Source organism: Biomaibacter sp. TOL, assembly GCF_059717795.1.
Map to the genome: position 1 here is coordinate 334,425 of NZ_AP046092.1, position 20,634 is coordinate 355,058.

Annotated in this window: 22 protein-coding genes; 2 read left to right on the forward strand and 20 right to left on the reverse strand. The window is 45.6% G+C overall.

All coding sequences use genetic code 11. The features are described 5' to 3' along the window. Positions 1–2 precede the first annotated feature (2 nt). The 20 genes from AC6I1H_RS01770 to AC6I1H_RS01865 all read right to left on the reverse strand — a co-directional run bounded on the left by AC6I1H_RS01770 (position 3) and on the right by AC6I1H_RS01865 (position 19,434). Positions 3–986, reverse strand: coding sequence for a PhoH family protein (locus AC6I1H_RS01770; RefSeq protein ID WP_497739330.1), 984 nt, complete (start codon positions 984–986; stop codon positions 3–5). Next, complete coding sequence (gene yqfD, locus AC6I1H_RS01775) at positions 956–2,191, reverse strand: sporulation protein YqfD (protein WP_497739331.1); 1,236 nt, start codon at positions 2,189–2,191, stop codon at positions 956–958. Before yqfD ends, AC6I1H_RS01770 begins: the two co-directional genes overlap by 31 nt. Before the next feature lie 18 nt (positions 2,192–2,209). Beyond that, a complete protein-coding gene (gene yqfC / locus AC6I1H_RS01780; RefSeq protein ID WP_497739332.1) occupies positions 2,210–2,479 on the reverse strand; it encodes a sporulation protein YqfC in 270 nt (89 codons plus the stop codon). 200 nt (positions 2,480–2,679) lie between these two features. Beyond that, the gene (locus tag AC6I1H_RS01785) at positions 2,680–3,123 is read right to left on the reverse strand and encodes a GatB/YqeY domain-containing protein (protein WP_497739333.1); all 444 of its coding nucleotides are present in this window, start codon (positions 3,121–3,123) and stop codon (positions 2,680–2,682) included. 11 nt (positions 3,124–3,134) lie between these two features. Then, positions 3,135–3,317, reverse strand: coding sequence for a 30S ribosomal protein S21 (gene rpsU / locus AC6I1H_RS01790; protein WP_120766996.1), 183 nt, complete (start codon positions 3,315–3,317; stop codon positions 3,135–3,137). Between the two features lie 73 nt (positions 3,318–3,390). Continuing rightward, positions 3,391–3,735 carry a histidine triad nucleotide-binding protein gene (locus AC6I1H_RS01795; protein WP_497739334.1) on the reverse strand — a complete coding sequence of 115 codons (345 nt, stop codon included), beginning with the start codon at positions 3,733–3,735 and terminating at the stop codon, positions 3,391–3,393. 110 nt (positions 3,736–3,845) lie between these two features. Beyond that, complete coding sequence (mtaB, locus tag AC6I1H_RS01800; protein ID WP_497739335.1) at positions 3,846–5,150, reverse strand: tRNA (N(6)-L-threonylcarbamoyladenosine(37)-C(2))-methylthiotransferase MtaB; 1,305 nt, start codon at positions 5,148–5,150, stop codon at positions 3,846–3,848. After that, positions 5,143–5,904, reverse strand: coding sequence for a 16S rRNA (uracil(1498)-N(3))-methyltransferase (locus AC6I1H_RS01805; RefSeq protein ID WP_497739336.1), 762 nt, complete (start codon positions 5,902–5,904; stop codon positions 5,143–5,145). The genes mtaB and AC6I1H_RS01805 overlap by 8 nt, the downstream gene beginning before the upstream one ends. Positions 5,905–5,918: 14 nt before the next feature. Beyond that, on the reverse strand, positions 5,919–6,863 hold the full coding sequence (prmA, locus tag AC6I1H_RS01810) for a 50S ribosomal protein L11 methyltransferase (RefSeq protein ID WP_497739337.1): 945 nt from the start codon (positions 6,861–6,863) through the stop codon (positions 5,919–5,921). Between the two features lie 13 nt (positions 6,864–6,876). After that, positions 6,877–8,028 carry a molecular chaperone DnaJ gene (gene dnaJ / locus AC6I1H_RS01815; RefSeq protein WP_497739338.1) on the reverse strand — a complete coding sequence of 384 codons (1,152 nt, stop codon included), beginning with the start codon at positions 8,026–8,028 and terminating at the stop codon, positions 6,877–6,879. A 44-nt stretch (positions 8,029–8,072) separates the two neighbouring features. Further along, positions 8,073–9,950 carry a molecular chaperone DnaK gene (gene dnaK / locus AC6I1H_RS01820; RefSeq protein WP_497739339.1) on the reverse strand — a complete coding sequence of 626 codons (1,878 nt, stop codon included), beginning with the start codon at positions 9,948–9,950 and terminating at the stop codon, positions 8,073–8,075. A 13-nt stretch (positions 9,951–9,963) separates the two neighbouring features. Then, a complete protein-coding gene (gene grpE / locus AC6I1H_RS01825) occupies positions 9,964–10,575 on the reverse strand; it encodes a nucleotide exchange factor GrpE (protein ID WP_497739340.1) in 612 nt (203 codons plus the stop codon). A 23-nt stretch (positions 10,576–10,598) separates the two neighbouring features. Beyond that, positions 10,599–12,185 (reverse strand): TCP-1/cpn60 chaperonin family protein, encoded by a 1,587-nt coding sequence (locus tag AC6I1H_RS01830; protein ID WP_497739341.1) that lies wholly within the window; start codon positions 12,183–12,185, stop codon positions 10,599–10,601. A gap of 92 nt (positions 12,186–12,277) precedes the next feature. Further along, positions 12,278–13,309, reverse strand: coding sequence for a heat-inducible transcriptional repressor HrcA (gene hrcA, locus AC6I1H_RS01835; protein WP_497739342.1), 1,032 nt, complete (start codon positions 13,307–13,309; stop codon positions 12,278–12,280). A gap of 90 nt (positions 13,310–13,399) precedes the next feature. Then, positions 13,400–14,539, reverse strand: coding sequence for a radical SAM family heme chaperone HemW (hemW, locus tag AC6I1H_RS01840; protein WP_497739343.1), 1,140 nt, complete (start codon positions 14,537–14,539; stop codon positions 13,400–13,402). Continuing rightward, positions 14,532–16,334: a translation elongation factor 4 gene (gene lepA / locus AC6I1H_RS01845; protein ID WP_497739344.1), complete on the reverse strand. Its 1,803-nt coding sequence runs from the start codon at positions 16,332–16,334 to the stop codon at positions 14,532–14,534. The genes hemW and lepA overlap by 8 nt, the downstream gene beginning before the upstream one ends. Before the next feature lie 35 nt (positions 16,335–16,369). After that, complete coding sequence (locus AC6I1H_RS01850) at positions 16,370–16,717, reverse strand: histidine kinase (RefSeq protein ID WP_497739345.1); 348 nt, start codon at positions 16,715–16,717, stop codon at positions 16,370–16,372. A gap of 173 nt (positions 16,718–16,890) precedes the next feature. Beyond that, on the reverse strand, positions 16,891–18,051 hold the full coding sequence (gene spoIIP / locus AC6I1H_RS01855) for a stage II sporulation protein P (RefSeq protein WP_497739346.1): 1,161 nt from the start codon (positions 18,049–18,051) through the stop codon (positions 16,891–16,893). Positions 18,052–18,119: 68 nt separating this feature from the next. Continuing rightward, the gene (gene gpr / locus AC6I1H_RS01860; RefSeq protein WP_497740681.1) at positions 18,120–19,094 is read right to left on the reverse strand and encodes a GPR endopeptidase; all 975 of its coding nucleotides are present in this window, start codon (positions 19,092–19,094) and stop codon (positions 18,120–18,122) included. Positions 19,095–19,107: 13 nt separating this feature from the next. Then, the gene (locus tag AC6I1H_RS01865; protein WP_497739347.1) at positions 19,108–19,434 is read right to left on the reverse strand and encodes a phage holin family protein; all 327 of its coding nucleotides are present in this window, start codon (positions 19,432–19,434) and stop codon (positions 19,108–19,110) included. Positions 19,435–19,602: 168 nt separating this feature from the next. Here AC6I1H_RS01865 and rpsT point away from each other — a divergent pair, with 168 nt between their 5' ends. Together rpsT and AC6I1H_RS01875 are read left to right on the forward strand one after the other, a co-directional pair. Beyond that, positions 19,603–19,878, forward strand: coding sequence for a 30S ribosomal protein S20 (gene rpsT / locus AC6I1H_RS01870; protein ID WP_497739348.1), 276 nt, complete (start codon positions 19,603–19,605; stop codon positions 19,876–19,878). Positions 19,879–19,994: 116 nt separating this feature from the next. Then, positions 19,995–20,582: a hypothetical protein gene (locus AC6I1H_RS01875; RefSeq protein WP_497739349.1), complete on the forward strand. Its 588-nt coding sequence runs from the start codon at positions 19,995–19,997 to the stop codon at positions 20,580–20,582. Positions 20,583–20,634: the final 52 nt, after the last annotated feature.

A 20,634-nucleotide genomic window follows, 5' to 3' on the forward strand; every position in this document is an offset into this window, starting at 1 on the left:
AATCACTCCCCGCTTTGCTGGCGCTTTTCCTCAAATCTCTCGTAGGCCTTTATAATTCGCTGCACCACTTCATGGCGCACTACATCCCTGTCGTCAAGATATATAAATTCGATGCCCCTGATACCTTTCAGTACCTGTTTTACTTCCTCAAGACCGGAAAATACACCCTTCGGCAAATCTATCTGGGTGATGTCTCCGGTAACCACCGCCCTGGAACCGAACCCCAGTCTGGTAAGAAACATTTTCATCTGCTCGGAAGTGGTATTCTGAGCTTCGTCCAGGATGATGAAGGAATCGTCCAGGGTCCTTCCCCTCATATACGCCAGGGGAGCCACTTCAATCAATCCCCTTTCCATGAGGCGCCGGAAGGACTCAACTCCCAGGATGTCATACAGGGCGTCATAAAGCGGCCGAAGGTACGGGTCCACTTTATCCTGCAAATCGCCCGGCAAAAAGCCGAGTTTTTCTCCTGCTTCCACCGCGGGCCTTGTAAGGATTATTCTGTTTACCTCCTTTTCCTTGAAGGCAGTCACCGCCATGGCCATGGCCAGGTATGTTTTGCCGGTGCCGGCAGGGCCTATTCCGAAGACTATATCGTTGTTTTTTATAGCCTGAACATACAGCTTCTGACCTAAAGTCTTGGGCTTTATGGGCTTTCCCCGGTGCGTAAAACATACAACATCATCATATAAATCGGTGATTTTCTCTTCTTCGCCATCTTTGACAAGGCCCGCGAAATATTTTACATCAGCCGAAGTCAACTGGTTACCTCCTCTTATGACTTCCATCAAACGTGTGAAAAGTTTCCGTACCGATTCCACATTCTCGGTGTCGCCCAAAATGGTTACATTGCCGTCCCGGGTCAGGACCTTAACCTTAAATATTTCTTCTATGAATTTTATGTTTTCGTCCCTGTTTCCGAACAGGAATGCAAGACTGGCGATATTATCTACCGTCACCCTCGATTCTGCAAGGTTCTTCCCCAAATTTTCTCCTCCTTGCCTATATCTTCAATAACTTCTAAAGTCATGGTTCCGATCACGTTTTTTCCGTCGGAGTCCAGTGAAAAATCCATCTTTTTCCTGGTTATTTTAATATCTTCCGGAAGGCTTTTCAGATGTTCCATAAGCTGTTTTTCAGCTTCCTGAGCGGCTTTATCCACTCCGATGAACTTTTTTTTCGACTGTACTTCCCGGTAATATATTACGCTGAATCTAATATCTCCCAGGATTTCGGGCAGCAGCCTGGTTTGACCGACGGTTTCCGTTTCATAAAGCGCAAACGGGATACTTCCCAATTGAAAACTCAATGCGCTTTTCCCCAGCTGCAATCTGTACGCCTTTTTAACCCGTCCCGTAGGAACCCTTTCCACTATTACCAGAGGCACGCCGACAGCTTTCTGATACCATGTTCTCGCTTTTACAATGCCCCTGGCATGAACAAGCAGCATGTCGGATTGATTCTGCCGCTCTGCGTCTTCCTTTCGGTCCGATTTTATCAAAACCCTGCCGGTTATCAATATATCCCCTGCGCTTACGGTATCGCCAGGTTTTACCAGCGCTTCTCCTTTGAGAGGTATGATTTCTTCAATAATACCATCCTTCGAAGCTATTATATCACAAGGTGAATTTTCTTCAAGTTCCGGAGGCATTTTCTTTTTAACCAGTTCAACCACCAATCTGGAGCCTTTTATCCGAATTTCTCCCCAGGCAATCTCTTTATGCTGTTGTAAGATTTTATTCATATAATACTTTTTATCCAGATTGTACTTGAATATGCCCTCTTTGAGCCCCCACCGCCTCAAATCGCTTTCAACCGCCTTTTTTATTTCGGGGTCCTGGGCGATGACATCTATGCTCCAGATGAATGAAGATAGAAAATATATTGAGGCTATAAACAGCACGGCTCCCGCCAAAAGCACTTTTCTCCTTCGCAACCTGTTCAACATGAAGAAAATGCCCATCCTGCGGAGGATAAAAATCCGGCAGTGCGTTTTCCTTGTTAAACGGCTCAACCTGAAAAAGTCGCGTGCATTCGCCCCGGCTGTCAAAGTTTTACCGTCAAGGCGTTTAATATCCCACAGATATATCCCCTTCAGTGCGGCCTGATTCAGGAGCCTTTCAGTATACTCGCCGGTTATTTTTATAATAACATATCCCCGAAAATAATTCCACAGCCTGATGAGCAGCACTTCCGACCCCCCTCGGACTCAATCCTCAAATTCTATGGATTTGAGGCGGCCCTCTATGGTTACCTCGTCAGCCACCAGGGATTTTATGAGAAGGCCTTCGCCTTTTACAATCAAAGCTCTTTCACCCGTATTCAAACGGACTCTGTCTGAGGTGTATTCCACTATGCCTCTGTGGTTTTCGATAAATACCGCAACGCTGCCGGTTATGGTAATCCTCGGAAGATTCAGGACAATATCCCCGGGCAGGTCCAGAGCATCGGAAATTCGTTTTTTGATTCCGTCGGCCATTTAAATCCCTTCTTAAAACTCAATATGGATTCTTTAAAAATTTATTCTTCAAATGCAAGATTAATTACAAAAAAAGCCCGCTTATGCGGACTTAATTTATTATATATTCACCGCCGGGGATGCGGTGGACCCAAAGAAGGATTTGCCTGGCGGCAAATCCTTCTTGCATCCGGCCTTCGGTTTAAGCTTCTGACTCCTTTTTATTGAAGCAGCTTTCTTACAATAGCATTCACAACTCTGCCGTCGGCCCTTCCTTTTACCTTTGGCATGATGGTGCTCATGACCTTGCCCATATCCTTTGCGCTGTTTGCTCCGACTTCAAATATGCTCTGACGCACTATTTCTTCCACTTCATCATCGGTCAATTGCTGAGGGAGGTAACTCATCAATATGTCTATTTCTTGTCCCAGCTTCTGAGCCTGTTCGGCCCTGCCGAGCCGCTCAAACTCATCCCTGTCGTCTTTTAGTTTCTTTACTTCACGGGATAGTACTTCTATGACCTCTCCGTCATCCAGTTCATGAAGTCTTTCCTTTTCGGCGTAAAGAATAGCGGACCTGGCCATCCTTATCACCGACAACCTGTCTTTATCGCCCTCTTTTAAGGCAGCCTTCATGTCCTGATTTAACACATCTTTTATAGACATGTCATCTCTCCTTAAAACTTGTGAAATTTTCTCCTTCTGGCTGCTTCAGATTTTTTCTTTCTTCTCACACTGGGTTTTTCATAATGTTCACGTTTCCTGACTTCTGAAAGCACACCCGCTCTCTGACACTGGCGTTTGAATCTCCGAAGTGCATTGTCCAGTGATTCGTTTTCCCCTACTCTTACTTCTGCCATTTTTACTCCCTCCCTCCGCGCTCGTTTGCTGGAACATACTTTATTATAAAGTTTTGAAACACTTCCGTCAACATCAACCTGGAGGCCATGTCATAAATCTGCCTCCAAGAAGATGAAAATGCAGATGGCCTACCGTTTGACCTCCATCATCGCCGGTATTGACTACCAGTCTGAATCCCTTATTATCTATATTATTTTGCCTGGCGAGATTTTGTGCCGTGCGGATGATTTTATTTAAAATTTCTCCGTTTTGGTCATTTATTTCCATTATGGAAGCCAGATGTTTTTTGGGAACTATCAGGAGATGGATGGGGGCCTGAGGGTTAATATCTTTAAAGGCTATCACATCATCATCCTCATAGACGGTATTCGCCGGTATTTCATGTTGTGCAATTTTGCAAAAAATACAGTCCATCACTTTCCACCTCCTTACCCTGGACTAATTAAATATTTTTCTTAAAATTATTCCACACCAAAGGCCAAATTTCCTGCTTGCAGCAAAATTTTTTTATCCGGAATTAAAATTTGTTAGTTAAGGATTTCACCAATAAGGCGATCGGAAGCATTTTCCTTGAGAGTCACCGGCACAAGCTTATTGTGAAGGTTTTCTCTGGACGAAGCCGCGACTTTCATGTAATTTCCCGTCAGTCCTTCATAGGTGTTAATATCCGTCTCTTCTTCAAATAATACTTCCACCGTTTCGCCCAAAAATTTTTGCCGGAATTTTTTTTCCAGTTCCCAGCTCAAATCTATAAGCCGGCGGCTTCTCTCTTCCTTCACACTCTTTTTTACAGGGTTGGGCATTTCGGCGGCAGGGGTGCCTCCTCTGGGTGAAAAAGGAAAAACATGGAGCCGGGAAAACCCAATTTCCCTTATAAAATTGAAGGTTATGTCAAATTCTTCCGGTGTTTCCCCCGGAAATCCCACTATGACATCGGTGGTTATGGAAACATCTGGCATTTTTCGCCGGATGTATTCAACCCTTTCTCTGAATTGAGCGGTGGTATAGCGGCGGTTCATACGCTCGAGCACGCTGTCACAGCCGCTCTGAAGTGGTATGTGAAAGTGATGGCAGAAATTTTTGAGTTTAGAGAGCCCTTCGACAAACTCACCGGTGAGTTCCAGAGCTTCGATGGAGCTCAGCCTGATTCTCTTTATGCCTTCAATCCCGGAAATCCTGTACACCACTTCCAGCAAATGAAGGCCTTTTCCACCGAAGTCATGCCCGTACAATCCCAGATGGATTCCCGTCAGCACTATTTCTTTGAATCCTTCTGCGGCGAGTTCTCTCGCTTCTTTTATAATGCTTTCCATCGGCCTGCTCCTGACGGGCCCTCTTGCATAGGGAATGATGCAGTATGAACAGAACATATTGCATCCTTCCTGTATCTTGAGAAAGGCTCTGGTCCTTTGTCTTAAACCTTTGAAGGCGATTTCTTCAAAGTTCCTCTCGCACATAATGTCTTGCACTTGGATGATTTGTTCATGCCTTTTAACGGACTCCTCCACAAGGTCCACTATACGCCTGCGGTCTTTTGTTCCAATAACCACATCCACGCCTGGTATTCGGGATATCTCATCGGACTTGAGCTGCGCATAGCAGCCCACAACCGCCACCCTGGCATGAGGGTTTATCCGGGAGGCTTTTCTTATCATCTGCCTCGACTTTCGGGCGCTTTCATTAGTCACGTCACATGTGTTAATGACATAAACGTCCGCCCGGCTTTCGAAATCCACTACTTCATAGCCGCGCTCTTTAAAAAGTTCGGCCATGGCATCGGATTCATATTGATTTACCTTACATCCGAGGGTGTAAAAAGCTACTTTAGGCATTTTTACCTCCTAGTTCACCCAGTTCATACATTATTGCAGCGCAAACCGCTATGGCAGCGGTTTCGGACCTCAGAATCCGTGGACCCAGGCTTACAGGCACAGCCCCGAAACTTTTTGCTTTTTCTATTTCCTCGCCCGTAAAGCCCCCTTCTGGGCCGACAAAAACTGCTATTTTTATAGCATTATTGTTCTTTGCTTCAATCAAAACGTTCTTCAAGAAGCATGATTTCTCCTGTTCCCAGGGTATGATGGCAATGTCATAATCTTTTATAGTTTTAAGGCTCTCGTCAAGACCTTTCACATCTGCTATTTGCGGTATATCCAGGCGCATGCACTGTTTTGAAGCTTCCATCACTATTTTTTTCCACCGCTGCATCCGGTTTGAAAGTTTCTGTTGAGAAAGTTCCACAACGGTCCTTTCGGTTATTATGGGGACAAATTTCGATACGCCTATTTCCGTGTTTTTTTGAAGGATGAAATCCAGTTTGTCCCCTTTGGGTAAACTTTGGAACAGGGTTATGATTGGTTTTGTTTTTTCTTTTATATCTTTCTCTATAATTTTTGTTTTTATTTGAATATGTTTCGCATCTATTTCCTCTATGACTGCTACGGCCTCAGTATTCTTGCCGTCGGAAAGCTTGAGAATATCCCCGGGCTTATGCCTCAACACTTTTATTATATGGTGGGCGTCATCTCCGGAAATCACGACCATGTCATTTATGTAAAACTCTTTGAAGACAAAAAATCTGGGCATAAAATTCACCCCCATCAGTTTCCGATGGGGGCCTGTCTTGACGTCAATGCAACCCATTCGCCCTTTTCGGACTCTTCAATCACATCAAAACCATTTTTCTCCAAGGCTTCCACCACTGAAAGCTTCCGGTCTTTTATAATTCCCGACGCCAGAAAAAAGCCGCCTTCCTTCAGGTTCAGGGGCACTTGCCCGCTCAAATCAATTATGACGTCTGCAATGATATTGGCCATTATTATGTCCGCCTTAAAAGAAATGTTTCTCAATCCGTCGCCTTTTACCACCTTTACGACATTGGTTAAATTGTTTCTTTCCACGTTCTCCTGTGCAACCTTCACCGATACTTCATCTATGTCTACGGCCACCACCTCGGAAGCTCCCAGCTTTCCAGCGGCTATGGACAGTATGCCCGAACCGCAGCCTATATCTATCACAGTAAAATCTTTTTTCATATATTTTTCCAAAAGTTCCATGCAAAGCCTTGTTGTTTCATGTGTGCCGGTGCCGAAGGCCATGCCGGGGTCAAGGTCTATCACGATTTCTCCCGCCTCCGGCCGGTATTCCTCCCAGGAAGGTTTTACCACGAGGCTTTTCCCGATGCGCGTAGGTTTATAATATTTCTTCCATGCATTGGCCCAATCCGTATCGGAGACGGTGGTAACGGCCATTTCACCTCTGCCTATGTTCAAACCATACTCCGGGAGCCGCTTTACCCTTTCCTCGATCTCTCTGACTCTTTCGGCAAGACTGCTGTCTTCCACCAGATAGCCGGTTACCACGGCTTCTTCGAAATCGATGCCTTCAGGTATTTCTATATAATCCCACTGATTTTCGTCCTGAGGTCTAAGGTAAATCCTCGGATCCTCTATGACGACACCCATAACGCCGGCTTCATAAAAAATATTTGATACGGCTTCAATGGCTTCGGTGGAAGTTTTGATTTTGATTTCAACCCAATTCATGTTTACCTCCCGGCTACACGCCAAAGGCATCTTTCATCTTGCCGAAAAATCCTTTTGACGGACCTTTTAATTCTTCGCCGCTGATATCGGCAAATTTTCTAAGGAGTTCCTTTTGTTTTTCGTTCAGCTTTTCTGGTATGACCACATTTACCCTGACATGCAGGTCTCCCCTGCCGTATCCCTTTATATGCGGAATACCTTTTGCTTTCAGGCGGAAATTCGTACCCGGCTGTGTCCCTTCGGGTATCTTCAACTTTATCCTGCCATCCAATGTAGGCACTTCGATTTCATCACCAAGTGCCGCCTGCACAAAAGAAATATTTGCATCGTAAATCAGGTCGTCTCCCTGCCTTATGAAAAGTTTGTGGGGTTTGACCCGGATCACCACATAGAGGTCTCCCGGCGGTCCGCCGCGCTCGCCGGGTTCTCCTTCCCCGCTTACCCTGAGGCGGGAACCGGTATCGACTCCGGGGGGGACTTTTATCTTTATTTTTCGTTGCGCCCTCAGCAGACCTCTGCCGTTGCAGTGAGGGCACGGTTCTTCTATGATGGTCCCCTTGCCGCCGCATCTTGAACAGGTGGTTATGTTCACAAACCGTCCAAAGGCCGTGTTTTGCACGTTTTTCACCTGGCCGGTGCCACCGCATACCGGGCATGTCCTGGGATGTGTGCCCGGTTTTGCGCCGGTGCCCTGGCATCTTTCGCATTTTTCCATACGGGCAACCTGTATTTCTCTTTCTATGCCGGCTGCGGCCTCTTCCAGGGAAATCTCCAGATCATACAGTATGTCAGCGCCGCGAACAGGCCCGTGCCGTCTTGTTCCTCCAAAGCCGCCCCCGAAAAAGTTTTCAAAGATGTCCCCGAAGAAATCTCCGCCGAAATTGCCGAAGTCTCCAAAATCGCCGAATCCGCCAAAATTGCCGGCGTCAAAATCGCCCTGGCCCATGCCGGCATGGCCGAACTGGTCGTACCGGGCCCGCTTTTCGGGGTCTTTCAGCACTTCATAAGCTTCGTTTATTTCCTTGAATTTTTCTGCGGCATCCCTGTCATTTTTGTTTACATCGGGATGATATTGGCGCGCGAGTTTTCTGTAAGCCTTTTTTATTTCGTCTTCCGATGCGTCTTTGCTGACGCCGAGCACTTCATAATAGTCTCTTTTGGCCAATCGGCATCACTCCAGTTAAAAGCCGGCCCGGAAAGAGCCCGCTTTTATTTCTTATCATTGTCATCCATCACTTTATAATCCGCATCCACTACCTTTTCATCCTTTTTGCTTTCACCGGCGGCTCCGCCACCAAATGGATTCGCCCCGGCTCCGGGGTTAAAGTTTGCACCTGCGCCCGGGTTGCCCTGGCCTGTGGATTGATACAGTTTTGACGAAATATCGTAAAACACCTTTGTTAAATCATCGGTGGCTTTCTTTATCTTTTCGACATCATCGGTTTCAAGAGATTTCCTGACATTGTCTATTTCTTTTTTCACCTTATCCGCATCTTCCTGGCTTATTTTATCCTTCAGATCTCCCAGCATCTTTTCGGACTGGTATATCAGAGAATCCGCATGGTTCTTTGCTTCAATCTTTTCTTTTTTCTTCCTGTCCTCTTCGGCGTATTTTTCGGCCTCTTTGACCATCCTCTGTATTTCTTCTTCCTTCAAACCCGTGGATGAAGTTATGGTGATTTTTTGCTCCTTGCCGGTGCCCAGATCCTTGGCGGAAACGTGCACTATGCCGTTTACGTCGATGTCAAAGGTTACTTCGATGCGGGGAACTCCTCTAGGAGCCGGAGGAATTCCGGTAAGCTGAAATCTGCCCAGGGTAACGTTGTCGGCTGCCATAGGCCTTTCGCCCTGAAGCACATGAATATCCACGGCCGTCTGGCCATCGGCCGCGGTGGTGAATATCTGGCTCTTGGATGTGGGTATGGTGGTATTTCTTTCTATAAGCTTTGTAAACACGCCTCCCAGGGTCTCTATCCCTAAGGAAAGAGGAGTGACATCCAGAAGCACCACATCGTGTACTTCGCCCGCCAGCACGCCCGCCTGGATGGCTGCACCCATGGCCACCACTTCGTCGGGGTTGACGCCCTTGTGCGGCTCCTTACCGATGAACTTTTTAATGGCTTCCTGAACCGCGGGTATCCTGGTCGAACCTCCCACCAGAATGACCTTGTCGATGTCCTGGGGTTTAAGCCCCGCATCGCTCAAAGCCCTCTGAGTGGGCCCAATGGTGGCCTCCACCAGGTCTCGCGTAAGCTCTTCAAATTTAGCCCTGGTGAGGGTAATGTCCAGATGTTTGGGACCGCTCGCATCGGCGGTGATGAAAGGCAGATTGATGTTGGTGGTCACCATGCTGGACAGTTCAATTTTGGCTTTTTCCGCCGCTTCTTTCAATCTCTGGAGGGCCATGCGGTCTTTCCGCAAATCTATGCCGTGTTCCTTCTGGAATTCATTCGCCACATAATCGATGATGCGCTGGTCGAAATCGTCGCCTCCCAGCCGGTTGTTTCCGCTGGTGGCTTTTACCTCAAAGACTCCATCGCCGAGCTCCAGTATGGAAACATCGAAAGTGCCGCCTCCCAGGTCATACACCAGTATTGTATGGTCTTCGCCTTTATCGAGGCCGTAAGCCAGGGCCGAAGCCGTAGGTTCGTTGATTATTCTCAGCACTTCCAGTCCTGCGATTTTGCCTGCATCTTTTGTCGCCTGCCTCTGGCTGTCGGTGAAGTAAGCGGGAACTGTGATTACAGCCTGGGTTATTTTTTCCCCCAGATAGCTTTCGGCATCCTGTTTTAGCTTCTGCAAAATCATGGCGGAAATTTCCTGAGGGGTATAAGCCCTGCCGTCTATATTTACTTTGTAATCAGTACCCATATGTCTTTTAATGGAAATGACGGTCCTTTCGGGGTTTGTTATGGCCTGACGCTTGGCCAGTTGACCCACCAGTCGTTCTCCATCCTTTGTGAAAGCCACAACAGAAGGCGTAAGCCTTGATCCCTCGCTGTTGGGGATTACTACAGGCTGACCTCCTTCCATATATGCAACTACTGAGTTTGTAGTGCCAAGATCAATACCGATTACTTTGCCCATAAAAACACCTCCGTTATTTTTTAGCGACTTTGACCATACTTGGTCTTATGACTTTTGTATGATATAAGTAACCCTTTTGCAAAACTTCAATTACGGTATCATTCTCATATTCCCGGCTTTCCACCTGCATGACCGCTTCGTGAAACCGGGGGTCAAAGGCTTTCCCCAGAGCGTCGATTTCTTTGACGTCATATCTCTCCAGCACATTTTTGAGCTGCTGGTAAATCAATTGGACTCCTTTATAAATCGGGCTTTCCCTGTCCTCTATGGAATCCATGGCCCTTTCAAAATTGTCCACAACTGGAAGGATATCTTTAATCAACTGTTCTCCGGCATAAAGGTGAATGTCCTGAATTTCTTTCTGAGTCCTTTTTCTGAAGTTGTCAAAATCCGCCTGGGCTCTGTACCAGCGGTTCTTGTATTCATCTATTTCCTTTTGTTTATCTTCAACTGCTTTTTCCAGTGTCTCAAGCTTTTGCTTTAAACTTTCATCATTATCTTTTATTTCTTCTTTTATTTCTTCATTTTTTATCTCTTCATTGTTTTTCTCAGTATCGCTGTCGGCTTTTTCTATCGGGGCATTTTCCATATCTTTATCTTTTTCTTCCCCGGGCTTTATATTCATTCAGATCACCTCACCTGCTTTTTTTAAAAGTCCATATCCCCCAAGCCGTCGGGCGCATCTGCCCCGGGTTTGCCCGGATTTGATTCGTCCTTTTTCTTGATTATTGTATCTATCCTGAGTATGGCTTCGGCGACTTCCCCTGCGGCCTTGATGGCGTGCAGTTTTACCAGAGCGGGATCCAGCACTCCCAGTTCCACCATATCCGCCACTTCTCCGCTTTCACAGTTGATGCCGATGGAGCAGCTGTTTTTTTCTGATTGGGTAAAGCTTACTTCCTCCATCTTTTCCAGAGGGTTGAATCCGGCATTATACACTATCTGGGCAAGAGGCCTTTTAAGGGCTGTGCACACGCATTCAACTCCGTATGAAGCCATGCTCTTCATTTTTTCCTTTTCTTTTTCCAGTTCCCGGGAAACTGCCATTTCCACGGCTCCTCCCCCCGGGACCATTCCGTGCAGCACAGCAGCTTGCAGGGAGGATGCGGCGTCTTTTGCTATGCGTTCCCTTTCACCCACTATTTCCTCGGTGGCAGCGCCCACCAGGATGGTGGCCATGGGTTTGCCTTTGCCTCCCACTATCCTTATCTGCTCCAGTTTCTCGTCTTCATACACCCTATCGGCCCGGCCTATATAGTTTTGTATCTCCTGTGCTGGTTTTTTGAGTCCCATACGCTTTATTATCCTTGCACCGGTATGTTCCGAAACCCTCTCCAGGTCTTTTCTCGATACCCTTTCCAGCACTATCACACCCGCATCTGTCAGAAGTTCCTCAGCTTCGTCGCTTACATTTTTATCCACAAGAATGAGATTTATGTTCAAATCTATTATTTTCTTAAGGTTCTCCTTGAATTCCTGCTTTAGTTCCAAATAACGGGCAAATCCCGCTTCAGTCCTGAGGGCCTCCGGTGCTATCTCTTCGGGTTCCAGAGCATCGTCTATTAAAAGCACCCTGACATCGGTGATTTCGTCGGGCATCTGTTTATTCATTTTTTCCCTATCAATTATTATGCCCATGAAGACCTCATTCTCTGCTCCCGCCCGTGACATCACTATGTCTTTTAATTTAAAATTCTTTTCTCTGAGCTTTTCTTCTCCGATTAGTTTTGCCGCTTTTGTAACGAGCTCCGCTATATCCTCATGCTCCCTCCCGGCTATGAGGGCTATATTCTTCAGTGCGGGGTCGTTTATATCCTTTACAGGAATGATGCTTTCGCTCAGAATCTCCCGGGCTTTGTTCACACCAAATTTTATACCTTCTATGACCCTTGCTACCGGTACGCCTTTCAAAATCTGGTTGACCCCTTCGGAAACCATGGTTCCCGCCATAATGGTGGCTGTGGTGGTGCCGTCCCCCACTTCCTCCTGCTGGGCTTTTGCAATGTTGATTAGCATTTTGGCAGCGGGATGGTTTACGTCCATCTGCTTTAAAATTGTGACTCCGTCATTGGTTATGGTAACCTCTCCAAATCTGTCAACCAGCATTATGTCTAGGCCTTTGGGCCCGATGGTGCCCTCAACGGCTGAAGCTACGGCTCTTATGGCATTGGAGTTTGTGATGAGTGCCGCCAATTTTTCATCCACTTCCTGGGCGTTGTTGTTCTTAAACGTCAAAATCAAAACCTCCTTAATGTTTTGCGGCTGCGGAAGAAAACCCCGCCCAGTGGGTCGAGGTTCGCAATCCGCTTAAAAATACTTTATATTAATTATAATAATGAAGTTATGGCTTTATTGAGATAATCCGTCACTTTTTCAAGTATGGAGAAAACTTTAGAGTATTCCATACGGGTAGGGCCGATTATTCCGCAAATGCCCAGGTTTTTATCTTCAACAAAAAATCCTGTGGTGACAATGCTCAGTTCCTGAAATTCGCTCCACGGATTTTCGCTTCCTATGGTGACCGTTATGTTGTTGGGCTTGCAGGAAGTCTTGAGAGCCCTCGTGATCAGGTCATGTTGTTCCAGGAGCGACAGAAAATTCCTGGCTCTTTCCACATCTCTGAATTCAGGAAACTCGAGCATTTTTGAACTTCCCGACGCGTATACCTTGTTGTTCTCCTTTGTATCGTCAAGATTTTCCCTCAGCAGATCCAGTAAAATATTTAAAACACTGTCATATTCTATCAAGTCATCTTTTATGGAATTCATAACTTCCTGAGTTATTTCTTCAAGAGCTTTCCCGGCAAGGTTGCTGTTTAATGCGTTTGATATTCTCTGCAAATCCGAATCCGTCAAATTTTGAGGTATCTCTACAATATGATGGGTGACTGTACCGTAATTTGTTACTATTATCATGAGGCCTTTCTTTTCCTCCAGCCGTATTATCTGCACATGCTTCAATCTGCTGGATTCAAGCTGGGGGCCCAGAATGATGGCTGTGTAGCTTGTAAGTCTAGATATGACCTTCCCGGCCTCTTCTATCAGGTCTTCCAGTTCTTTGACGCGCTTTTTGAGAAGCCTCTTTAAAAGGGATTGTTCATATTCTTCCAGCTTCCTTGAAGGCATTAGAAAGTCGACGTAAAACCTATATCCTTTGTTTGACGGTATTCGCCCCGCAGATGTATGAGGTTGCGAAAGGTATCCCAGTTCTTCCAGGTCTGCCATTTCATTGCGAATAGTGGCAGGACTGATTCCGATGTGATATTTTCGGGCTATGGTCCGGGAACCAATCGGTTCGGCCGTAGCTATATAGTCATCTATAATAGCTGAAAGTATTTTCATCTTTCTTTCATCAAGCATAAAGTTTCACCTCTTTTTAGCACTCTTTGTGTGAGAGTGCTAAAATTCTAATTAAAAAAATATCACTTCGGTTTTTTTTTGTCAAGAAGATTAAGGCAAAAATTCAACAAATACTTCGTTAGCCAGGTCCAAACCTTTCGGGGTAAGCTTAAGATGCATTTCATCTTCTTTAAGGAGGCCCGATACCGCAAGTTTTCGGATAGCGCCATCGTAAGTTTCATGGATATCTTTTCCAAAACGTCTTCTAAAATCTTGTTTATCCAATCCCTCAATCAGCCTCAGTCCTAAAAAGCAAAATTCAGCCTGTTGCTCTTTTGTATCCAGGTACTCCGTATTTCCCACTGGAAGCATATTTTGCGAAAGGCTTTTTAAATATTCATGAGGGGAAGGATGGTTATAAAATCTGCGACCATCCATAAAAGAATGGGCTCCCGCGCCCAGCCCCAAATAATCCTCATATTTCCAGCAGGCAATATTATGTCGAGACATGCGGCCGGGAATAGCAAAATTGGATATCTCATAGTGTATAAATCCCTGACTCTTTAAATACTCCACGGCTTTATGGTACATTGCCCTTTCCTCTTCCTCGCTCGGGAGCTGCAGCAGCCCTCGCTCCTGCATTTCGAAAAATATCGTGCCTTTTTCAACAGTAAGCGAATAGCAGGATATATGTTCGGGAGAAAACGTCGTCAGATATTCCAGGGTCTCCATGAAGTCCGAAACAGTCTGCCCGGGCAATCCAAATATCACATCCGCATTTATATTGTTAAATCCAGCTTCTCTGGCCATTTTAAAACATTCTTCAAATTCTTTCGCAGAATGAATTCTGCCCATCATTCTCAAAAGTCTGTCCTGATAAGCTTGAAGTCCCAGACTTAAGCGGTTTACCCCTAGCTTTTTCAGAACAAGAAGTTTCCGACGGCTCAAAGTCCCTGGATTGGCTTCTACGGTAAATTCGGCGCCGGATTTTATGTGAAAGTGCCGCAAGATGCAATCTATCAATGTTTCTAGGTCTTTTTCGCTTAAAATAGTCGGAGTGCCGCCGCCGATATATACGGTTTTGACAGGCCGTTCTATATGACTATACAATAAAATTTCTTTTCGCAGAGCCTCAATATAAGATGACACCAGCTCCGGGGCAACATATGAATTGAAGTCGCAGTAATTGCATTTTTTTGCGCAAAAGGGAATATGAATATACAGCGAAAAATCATTCATTTGGCTACTCAATTTTCAAAACCGCCATAAAAGCTTCCTGCGGCACTTCCACATTGCCCAGCTGGCGCATCCTCTTCTTGCCTTCCTTTTGTTTCTCGAGAAGTTTTTTCTTTCTGGTCACATCCCCGCCGTAGCATTTTGCAAGGACATTTTTTCTCATGGCGCTTACCGTTTCCCGGGCTATTATTTTGCCCCCGATTGCAGCCTGTATGGGTATCTCGAAGAGGTGGCGGGGAATTACTTCTTTCAGTTTTTCCACCATCTGACGGCCGCGGCTTGCCGCCTTGTCCTTATGGACTATGAAAGAAAGCGCATCCACCACTTCTCCGTTTATAAGGATATCCAGTTTGACAAGATCGGATTTTTTATAGCCCGAAATTTCATAATCTAGTGAAGCATATCCTCTGGTCCGGGATTTGAGCTGATCAAAAAAGTCATATATTATTTCCGAAAGAGGCATGTCATATTTTAATATTACCCTCTTTTGATTTATATACTGCATATCCTTGAAAGTCCCGCGCTTGTCCTGACACAGCTCCATGATGGTTCCCACATATTCGGTGGGAAGCATTATGGACGCATCCACATACGGTTCTTCAATATATTCTATTTCCGTAGGGTGCGGAAAATTTGTAGGATTGTCTACATCGATTTTATCTCCGCTTGTTTTCGTGACTTTATATATTACACTGGGTGCAGTGGTTATAAGGTTCAGATTATATTCCCGTTCAAGGCGTTCGCATATCACGTCCATATGAAGCAGTCCCAGAAAACCGCATCGGAATCCGAATCCAAGAGCCGCCGAAGTTTCGGGTTCAAAAAACAACGATGCGTCATTCAGCCGCAGTTTTCCCAGGGCGTCTTTCAGATTTTCGTAATCCTCTCCTTCGGCGGGGTACATGCCGCAGAACACTACCGGGACCGCTTTTTTATAGCCGGGCAGCGGTTTTTCCGCAGGCCTTTCGGCATCGGTGATGGTATCGCCCACCCGGGTATCGGTAACATTTTTTATGCTGGCCACCACATACCCTACTTCTCCAGCCTTCAGGCTGTCGACAGCCACCATGTCCGGCTTAAAAACCCCCACTTCGGTAACTTCAAAAGTTTTGCCCGTCGACATCATTTTAATGACCTTTTTTGGGGATACTTCCCCTTCCATTACGCGCACAAAGGCTACGGCTCCCTTGTACGAGTCATAAAAAGAGTCGAATATCAGAGCTCTCAAAGGGTCTTCGATGCGGCCTTTGGGCGGAGGTATCAATCTTACAACAGCCTCCAGTACATCCTTTACCCCGATGCCTTCTTTGGCCGAGGTTAAAACCGCTTCTTCAGTGGAAAGGCCGATTATTTCTTCTATTTCTCGTTTTGTTTCCTCGGGATCGGCGCTGGGAAGATCAATTTTATTTATAACCGGCACTATTTCAAGGTTGTGTTCCAGTGCAAGATAAGTGTTGGCCAGGGTCTGCGCTTCAATACCCTGCGTGGCATCCACCACCAGAAGCGCTCCCTCGCAAGCGGCCAGGCTTCTTGAAACCTCATAAGTAAAATCCACGTGCCCTGGTGTATCTATCAAATTCAACAGATAATCCTGTCCGTCATCTGCATGATATATCATCCTTACCGCCTGGGCTTTGATGGTTATTCCTCTCTCGCGCTCCAATTCCATTTTATCAAGGACTTGGTCCTCCATTTCTCGTGCTGGAATGGTATCCGTATATTCCAGGAGTCTGTCCGCAAGAGTCGATTTTCCGTGATCAATATGGGCAATAATACAGAAGTTCCTGATTCTTTCACGGGGTATAGACATATATTCCACCTCATTTGTTACTTGCCATTTTACATTCAATTATACATTTTGGTGGACTTTTTATCAAGATTTGTCCCGCTCTTTAATATAAATCCCAAATCGATCAGAGGGTGCACGGTAAAATCCATTCCTGAAAATTTTATACAGATAATTTTTTTATCCGCATAGAAATCGGCGATTTTAAACGTACCGGTAAATTGCCGGCGCATGCCCATAAAAGAAATGTCATAAACCCTGCTCTGTAAATCAAAATCAAAATCAAAACTGGCGGGCCTCATGTCCACACCCATGGTGGAATAGACTCCCGCTTCAGCCAGCCGGAGCCCCTGTGCCAGAACAAGAAGAAAGATTATAATCAATGTCAACAGGTCTTTATAGTTCACGGATGTTCACCTTTCTAATCTCTTACTTTTAACTTTCAACATCTGAAACGTTACGAAACCAATAATATCTTGAAAATGGGGCAACACCAAAGAAAACTGTGGAGTGAGACTATGTTGTTCTTGGGCTTGTTGCTCCCATTTTTTTATTGTTGGCCAATATTTTTATTTTCATTCTACAGCGTCAAACTTTTTATAACATCCGAAAGCGCCCTGGCAAAGGCTTTTGCCGATGCAATGGATTCCTCCATGGTATTTCCGTGACTGCCTATTTCCACCAGAATGGCTTTATTGGAAAGGTGCTGGTTAAACCGCTGTTCTCTCAAGTCTATATCTCTGGTAATGCCCGGGTACAGTTCTTCCAGTTTCTCATTGACCATCATGCCGAAGCGGTAGTTCTCTTTCCAGTGGGAGTTTGGAAACACCTTGTCGCTTCCTATGACCAGCATAATCCTGGAATAGGTCTTGCCGTCGATCTTAACTGTTGTCAATTCCCTGGATTTTTGAGGATCAACTACAGGAGCATCACGATGGAGGTCTATTATTATTTTTATGGAAGGATTGGTTTTAAGAATCTGTTCCACGGTCTTTGCCGAATTGGCATATGATGTCATATATGTGGGCACGTCGTGTACTGTTTTGTCATGCAAAACGGGAACGCCCATACTGGTTAATTCATCGGCCAGCACATTTCCGACTCTTGCCACGCTGAAATTAAGGTCATCTGTATGGTAAGCCTTATCTTTTGGTCTATAATTATATGCTTTTGAGGGCATATATGATTCTGTGGTGTGGGTGTGGTAAATCAAAACCAGTGGTTTTCCTTTCACGGACACGATTTTTTCCACCTCTGCAGACATTTCGGGTTCCGGGGCTGCCGGAGGGTTTTGCTCTGGTTCATGTTCATTTTCCACCACCGCAGGATCCTTTGCAGGCACTTCCACTCCGGGTGTTGAAACCATTTCCGATGCGGCAAGACTCATAATCGGAACCTGAAATGAAAAATAGCTTTTTGGGTTATCCAAATCCGCATTCGTCAGTATTTTGAACGCATTCCTGGCGAGAAAGACATAATTGATTGGAGAAATCCCCTCATCGGATGCGGCATCTATTACAGGCAAGCCCCAGCAAATAATTTTCATGAAAACCCCGTCACTCAACCTCTGCACAATATTAATACCGGTATCGACGCCTACCTTCTTTCCATAGCCGAAAGCCGGAATCGATTTTGTGGAAAACCATGCTCCGACGATAAAAGCGACAAGCACCATCAATATAACGCCTGTGATTGCAAATTGCGTGTATTTTTTTATCTTTATAACTTTAAACCTTATCAAACTCATCACTTCCTTCTCTAAAACATATTCAATGTACACAAAAAAAATGAGGCTTTTTTGCCTCACTGTTATTGAAGAAAAGTGCTCACCTCCTCATAACTTATTCCGGGATGAACGGCCAGGTTTAAACCTCCGGCCAGCGTCCTTGCGGTGTTGTCTATCAAGGAATCTATCTCCTTCGGCGTTACTACCAGCTGACCCACAAAAGGAGAAAGCACTTCATGAATAAGTCTGTACTTCTCTTCTTTATCAAGTTCCTGCAGTAGCCTGTAAAAATCGCTGCCGGGCCGCGCCTGTCGCATGAACTGTCCTATCAGCATGTCCAGCGTATCATTGGCCATAGTGGCCGCATCTACAACGGTGGGAACTCCTATCGCTACAACTTTGACCCCCATCGTTTCTTCAGTAATGCCCATGCGGCGGTTGCCTATCCCGGACCCCGGATAAACCCCCGTATTGGATATCTGTATGGTGGTGCTTATGCGCTCCATGCTCCTGGCTGCCAGTGCATCAATGGCAATTATAAGCCGGGGCTTGATCTTCTCTACCAGTCCTTTGATAATTTCTCCAGTCTCTATGCCGGTTATTCCAAGAACTCCCGGAGCCAGAGCGCAGACAGGCCTGATGCCATTCTTCGTACTATATTTATCAGGCATCATTTCCATAAGATGCCTGGTGATAATTAACCTGCCGATGACTTTCGGACCAAGTGAATCCGGCGTTACATTCCAGTTGCCCAAACCTATAACCAGGATGGTGGCATCCTCCGGCAGTTCTATCATATTCTTCAGTTCTTCAGCCATGTTTTTGCTGACTTCCTCTGTAAGCTCAGGATCTCTTTCTTTAAGGCGGGGCACTTCCAGCGTCACATAGTAGCCTATCGGTTTGCCCATGGCTTCGGCACCGGCTTCATTTTCTATCCTTACCCTGCTTATGGTCATTTCATCAGATTTTTCCGTTTCCACCTGCACCCCCGCAAGTTTACCGCCGCCTGTCAGCTCTCTTGCCTCGATGGCAAGATCGGTGCGAATGTTTTTCTCTATAATCTACCCCTCCTTATCGAAGCTCAGTAGGCACAAAGGCATCGATTATACCTATCACCAGGGAAGCCAGCAGAGCTCCCCACCACGTGACGTTCATGGCGGGAACCAGGAACTGGGCAAAATATATTACCACCGCTGCCGTGATAAAACCTACTATCCCACGGTTCTGGGGGGAAATCTTGTTTCCCAAAAGACTTTCGACAATGAAACCCAGTATGGCAATGACAATAGCCGCAATCAGGGCTCCCGTAAAGCCCGCCACTTTGAAACCTGGTAGTATGAAGCTTACCAGCATCAACACCAGCGCTGAAACTATAAATCTAATTATCATACCTACCATTTATTATCACCTCCATCTTTATTCTTTTATTATATTAACCTTAAGATTTTTATAATATACAGAAATAACATTTATCCACATCAAAATCACACAAAATCTTTTTGTCCCTTGCTTTTTAATAAATGAAATGATAAAATTATATTCAGCATTTCAAGGGGGTGAAAAGTTTTGCCAAATATAGCATCGGCTAAGAAAAAAGTCCGCCAGGCCAGAACCAGGACGCTAAGAAATAATCTGGTAAAATCTCAGGTGAGATATTCCATTAAAAAATTTATCGAAGCTTTGAAAACAGCCGATTCGGACAATATCAAAGCCTGCCTGGCCAATGCCATAAAAGCCATCGACAAGGCCGCTTCCAAAGGCGTTATTCACAAAAATGCCGCCGCTCGTAAAAAATCCAGTCTTTACAGAAGGATGTCTCAATCAAATACAGCAGTAAGTTAATCAGCGTAAGCCGTCGCTTACGCGATTTTTTTCCAGTTTAATTTAAGCTTTTTTGAGAAAAAATAAAAAAGAGATTAGAACGTCTCTAATCTCAAAAATACCTGGAGGTGGTCGACTTGGATAAGGTAATGTCTTTACAGCAGCAAATTCAACAATTCCAGCAAAATCTAAATAATTTTAACCAGATTGTAAGCCAGCTCTCCCGTGCTGAGCAGAACAATGCCGCACAGCTATCACAATTATTTTCCGCAGAATCCGCCACGGCTCAAAAACTGCAACAACTGCAGCAGACCGAGCAGAAAGCCACGGAGCAGCTAAGTATGATGCAGAGGATGTGCAGTGACCTTTCGCGACAGCTGCAGCAATTATCCTCGGTCAGCCGGGATATTGCAACACAGGTGACCCAGCAGTATCAACCTCAAACAGGTCAGCCCATGTATGCCGGCACTTCTCAGGCGAGAATTGCGGCATACAATCAGGAGTTCGGAAAGCATACCGCTCAAACGGTTTCACCGGCAAGGCCCCAGGAACAATACAGGGCATCGGCTTATAATCAGGAATTCGGTCAGCATACTGCTCAAACCGTATCACCTGTAAAAAATCAGCAGCAGTATCGTACTTCCGCTTATAATCAGGAATTCGGTCAGCATACTGCTCAGCCGGTAGCTTCCGCCAAAGACCAGCAGCCTCCCAGGTATCAATAAATCAAAGGGTCACTTTTCTCAACCGGAAAAGTGACCTTCTTATTTAATAGTT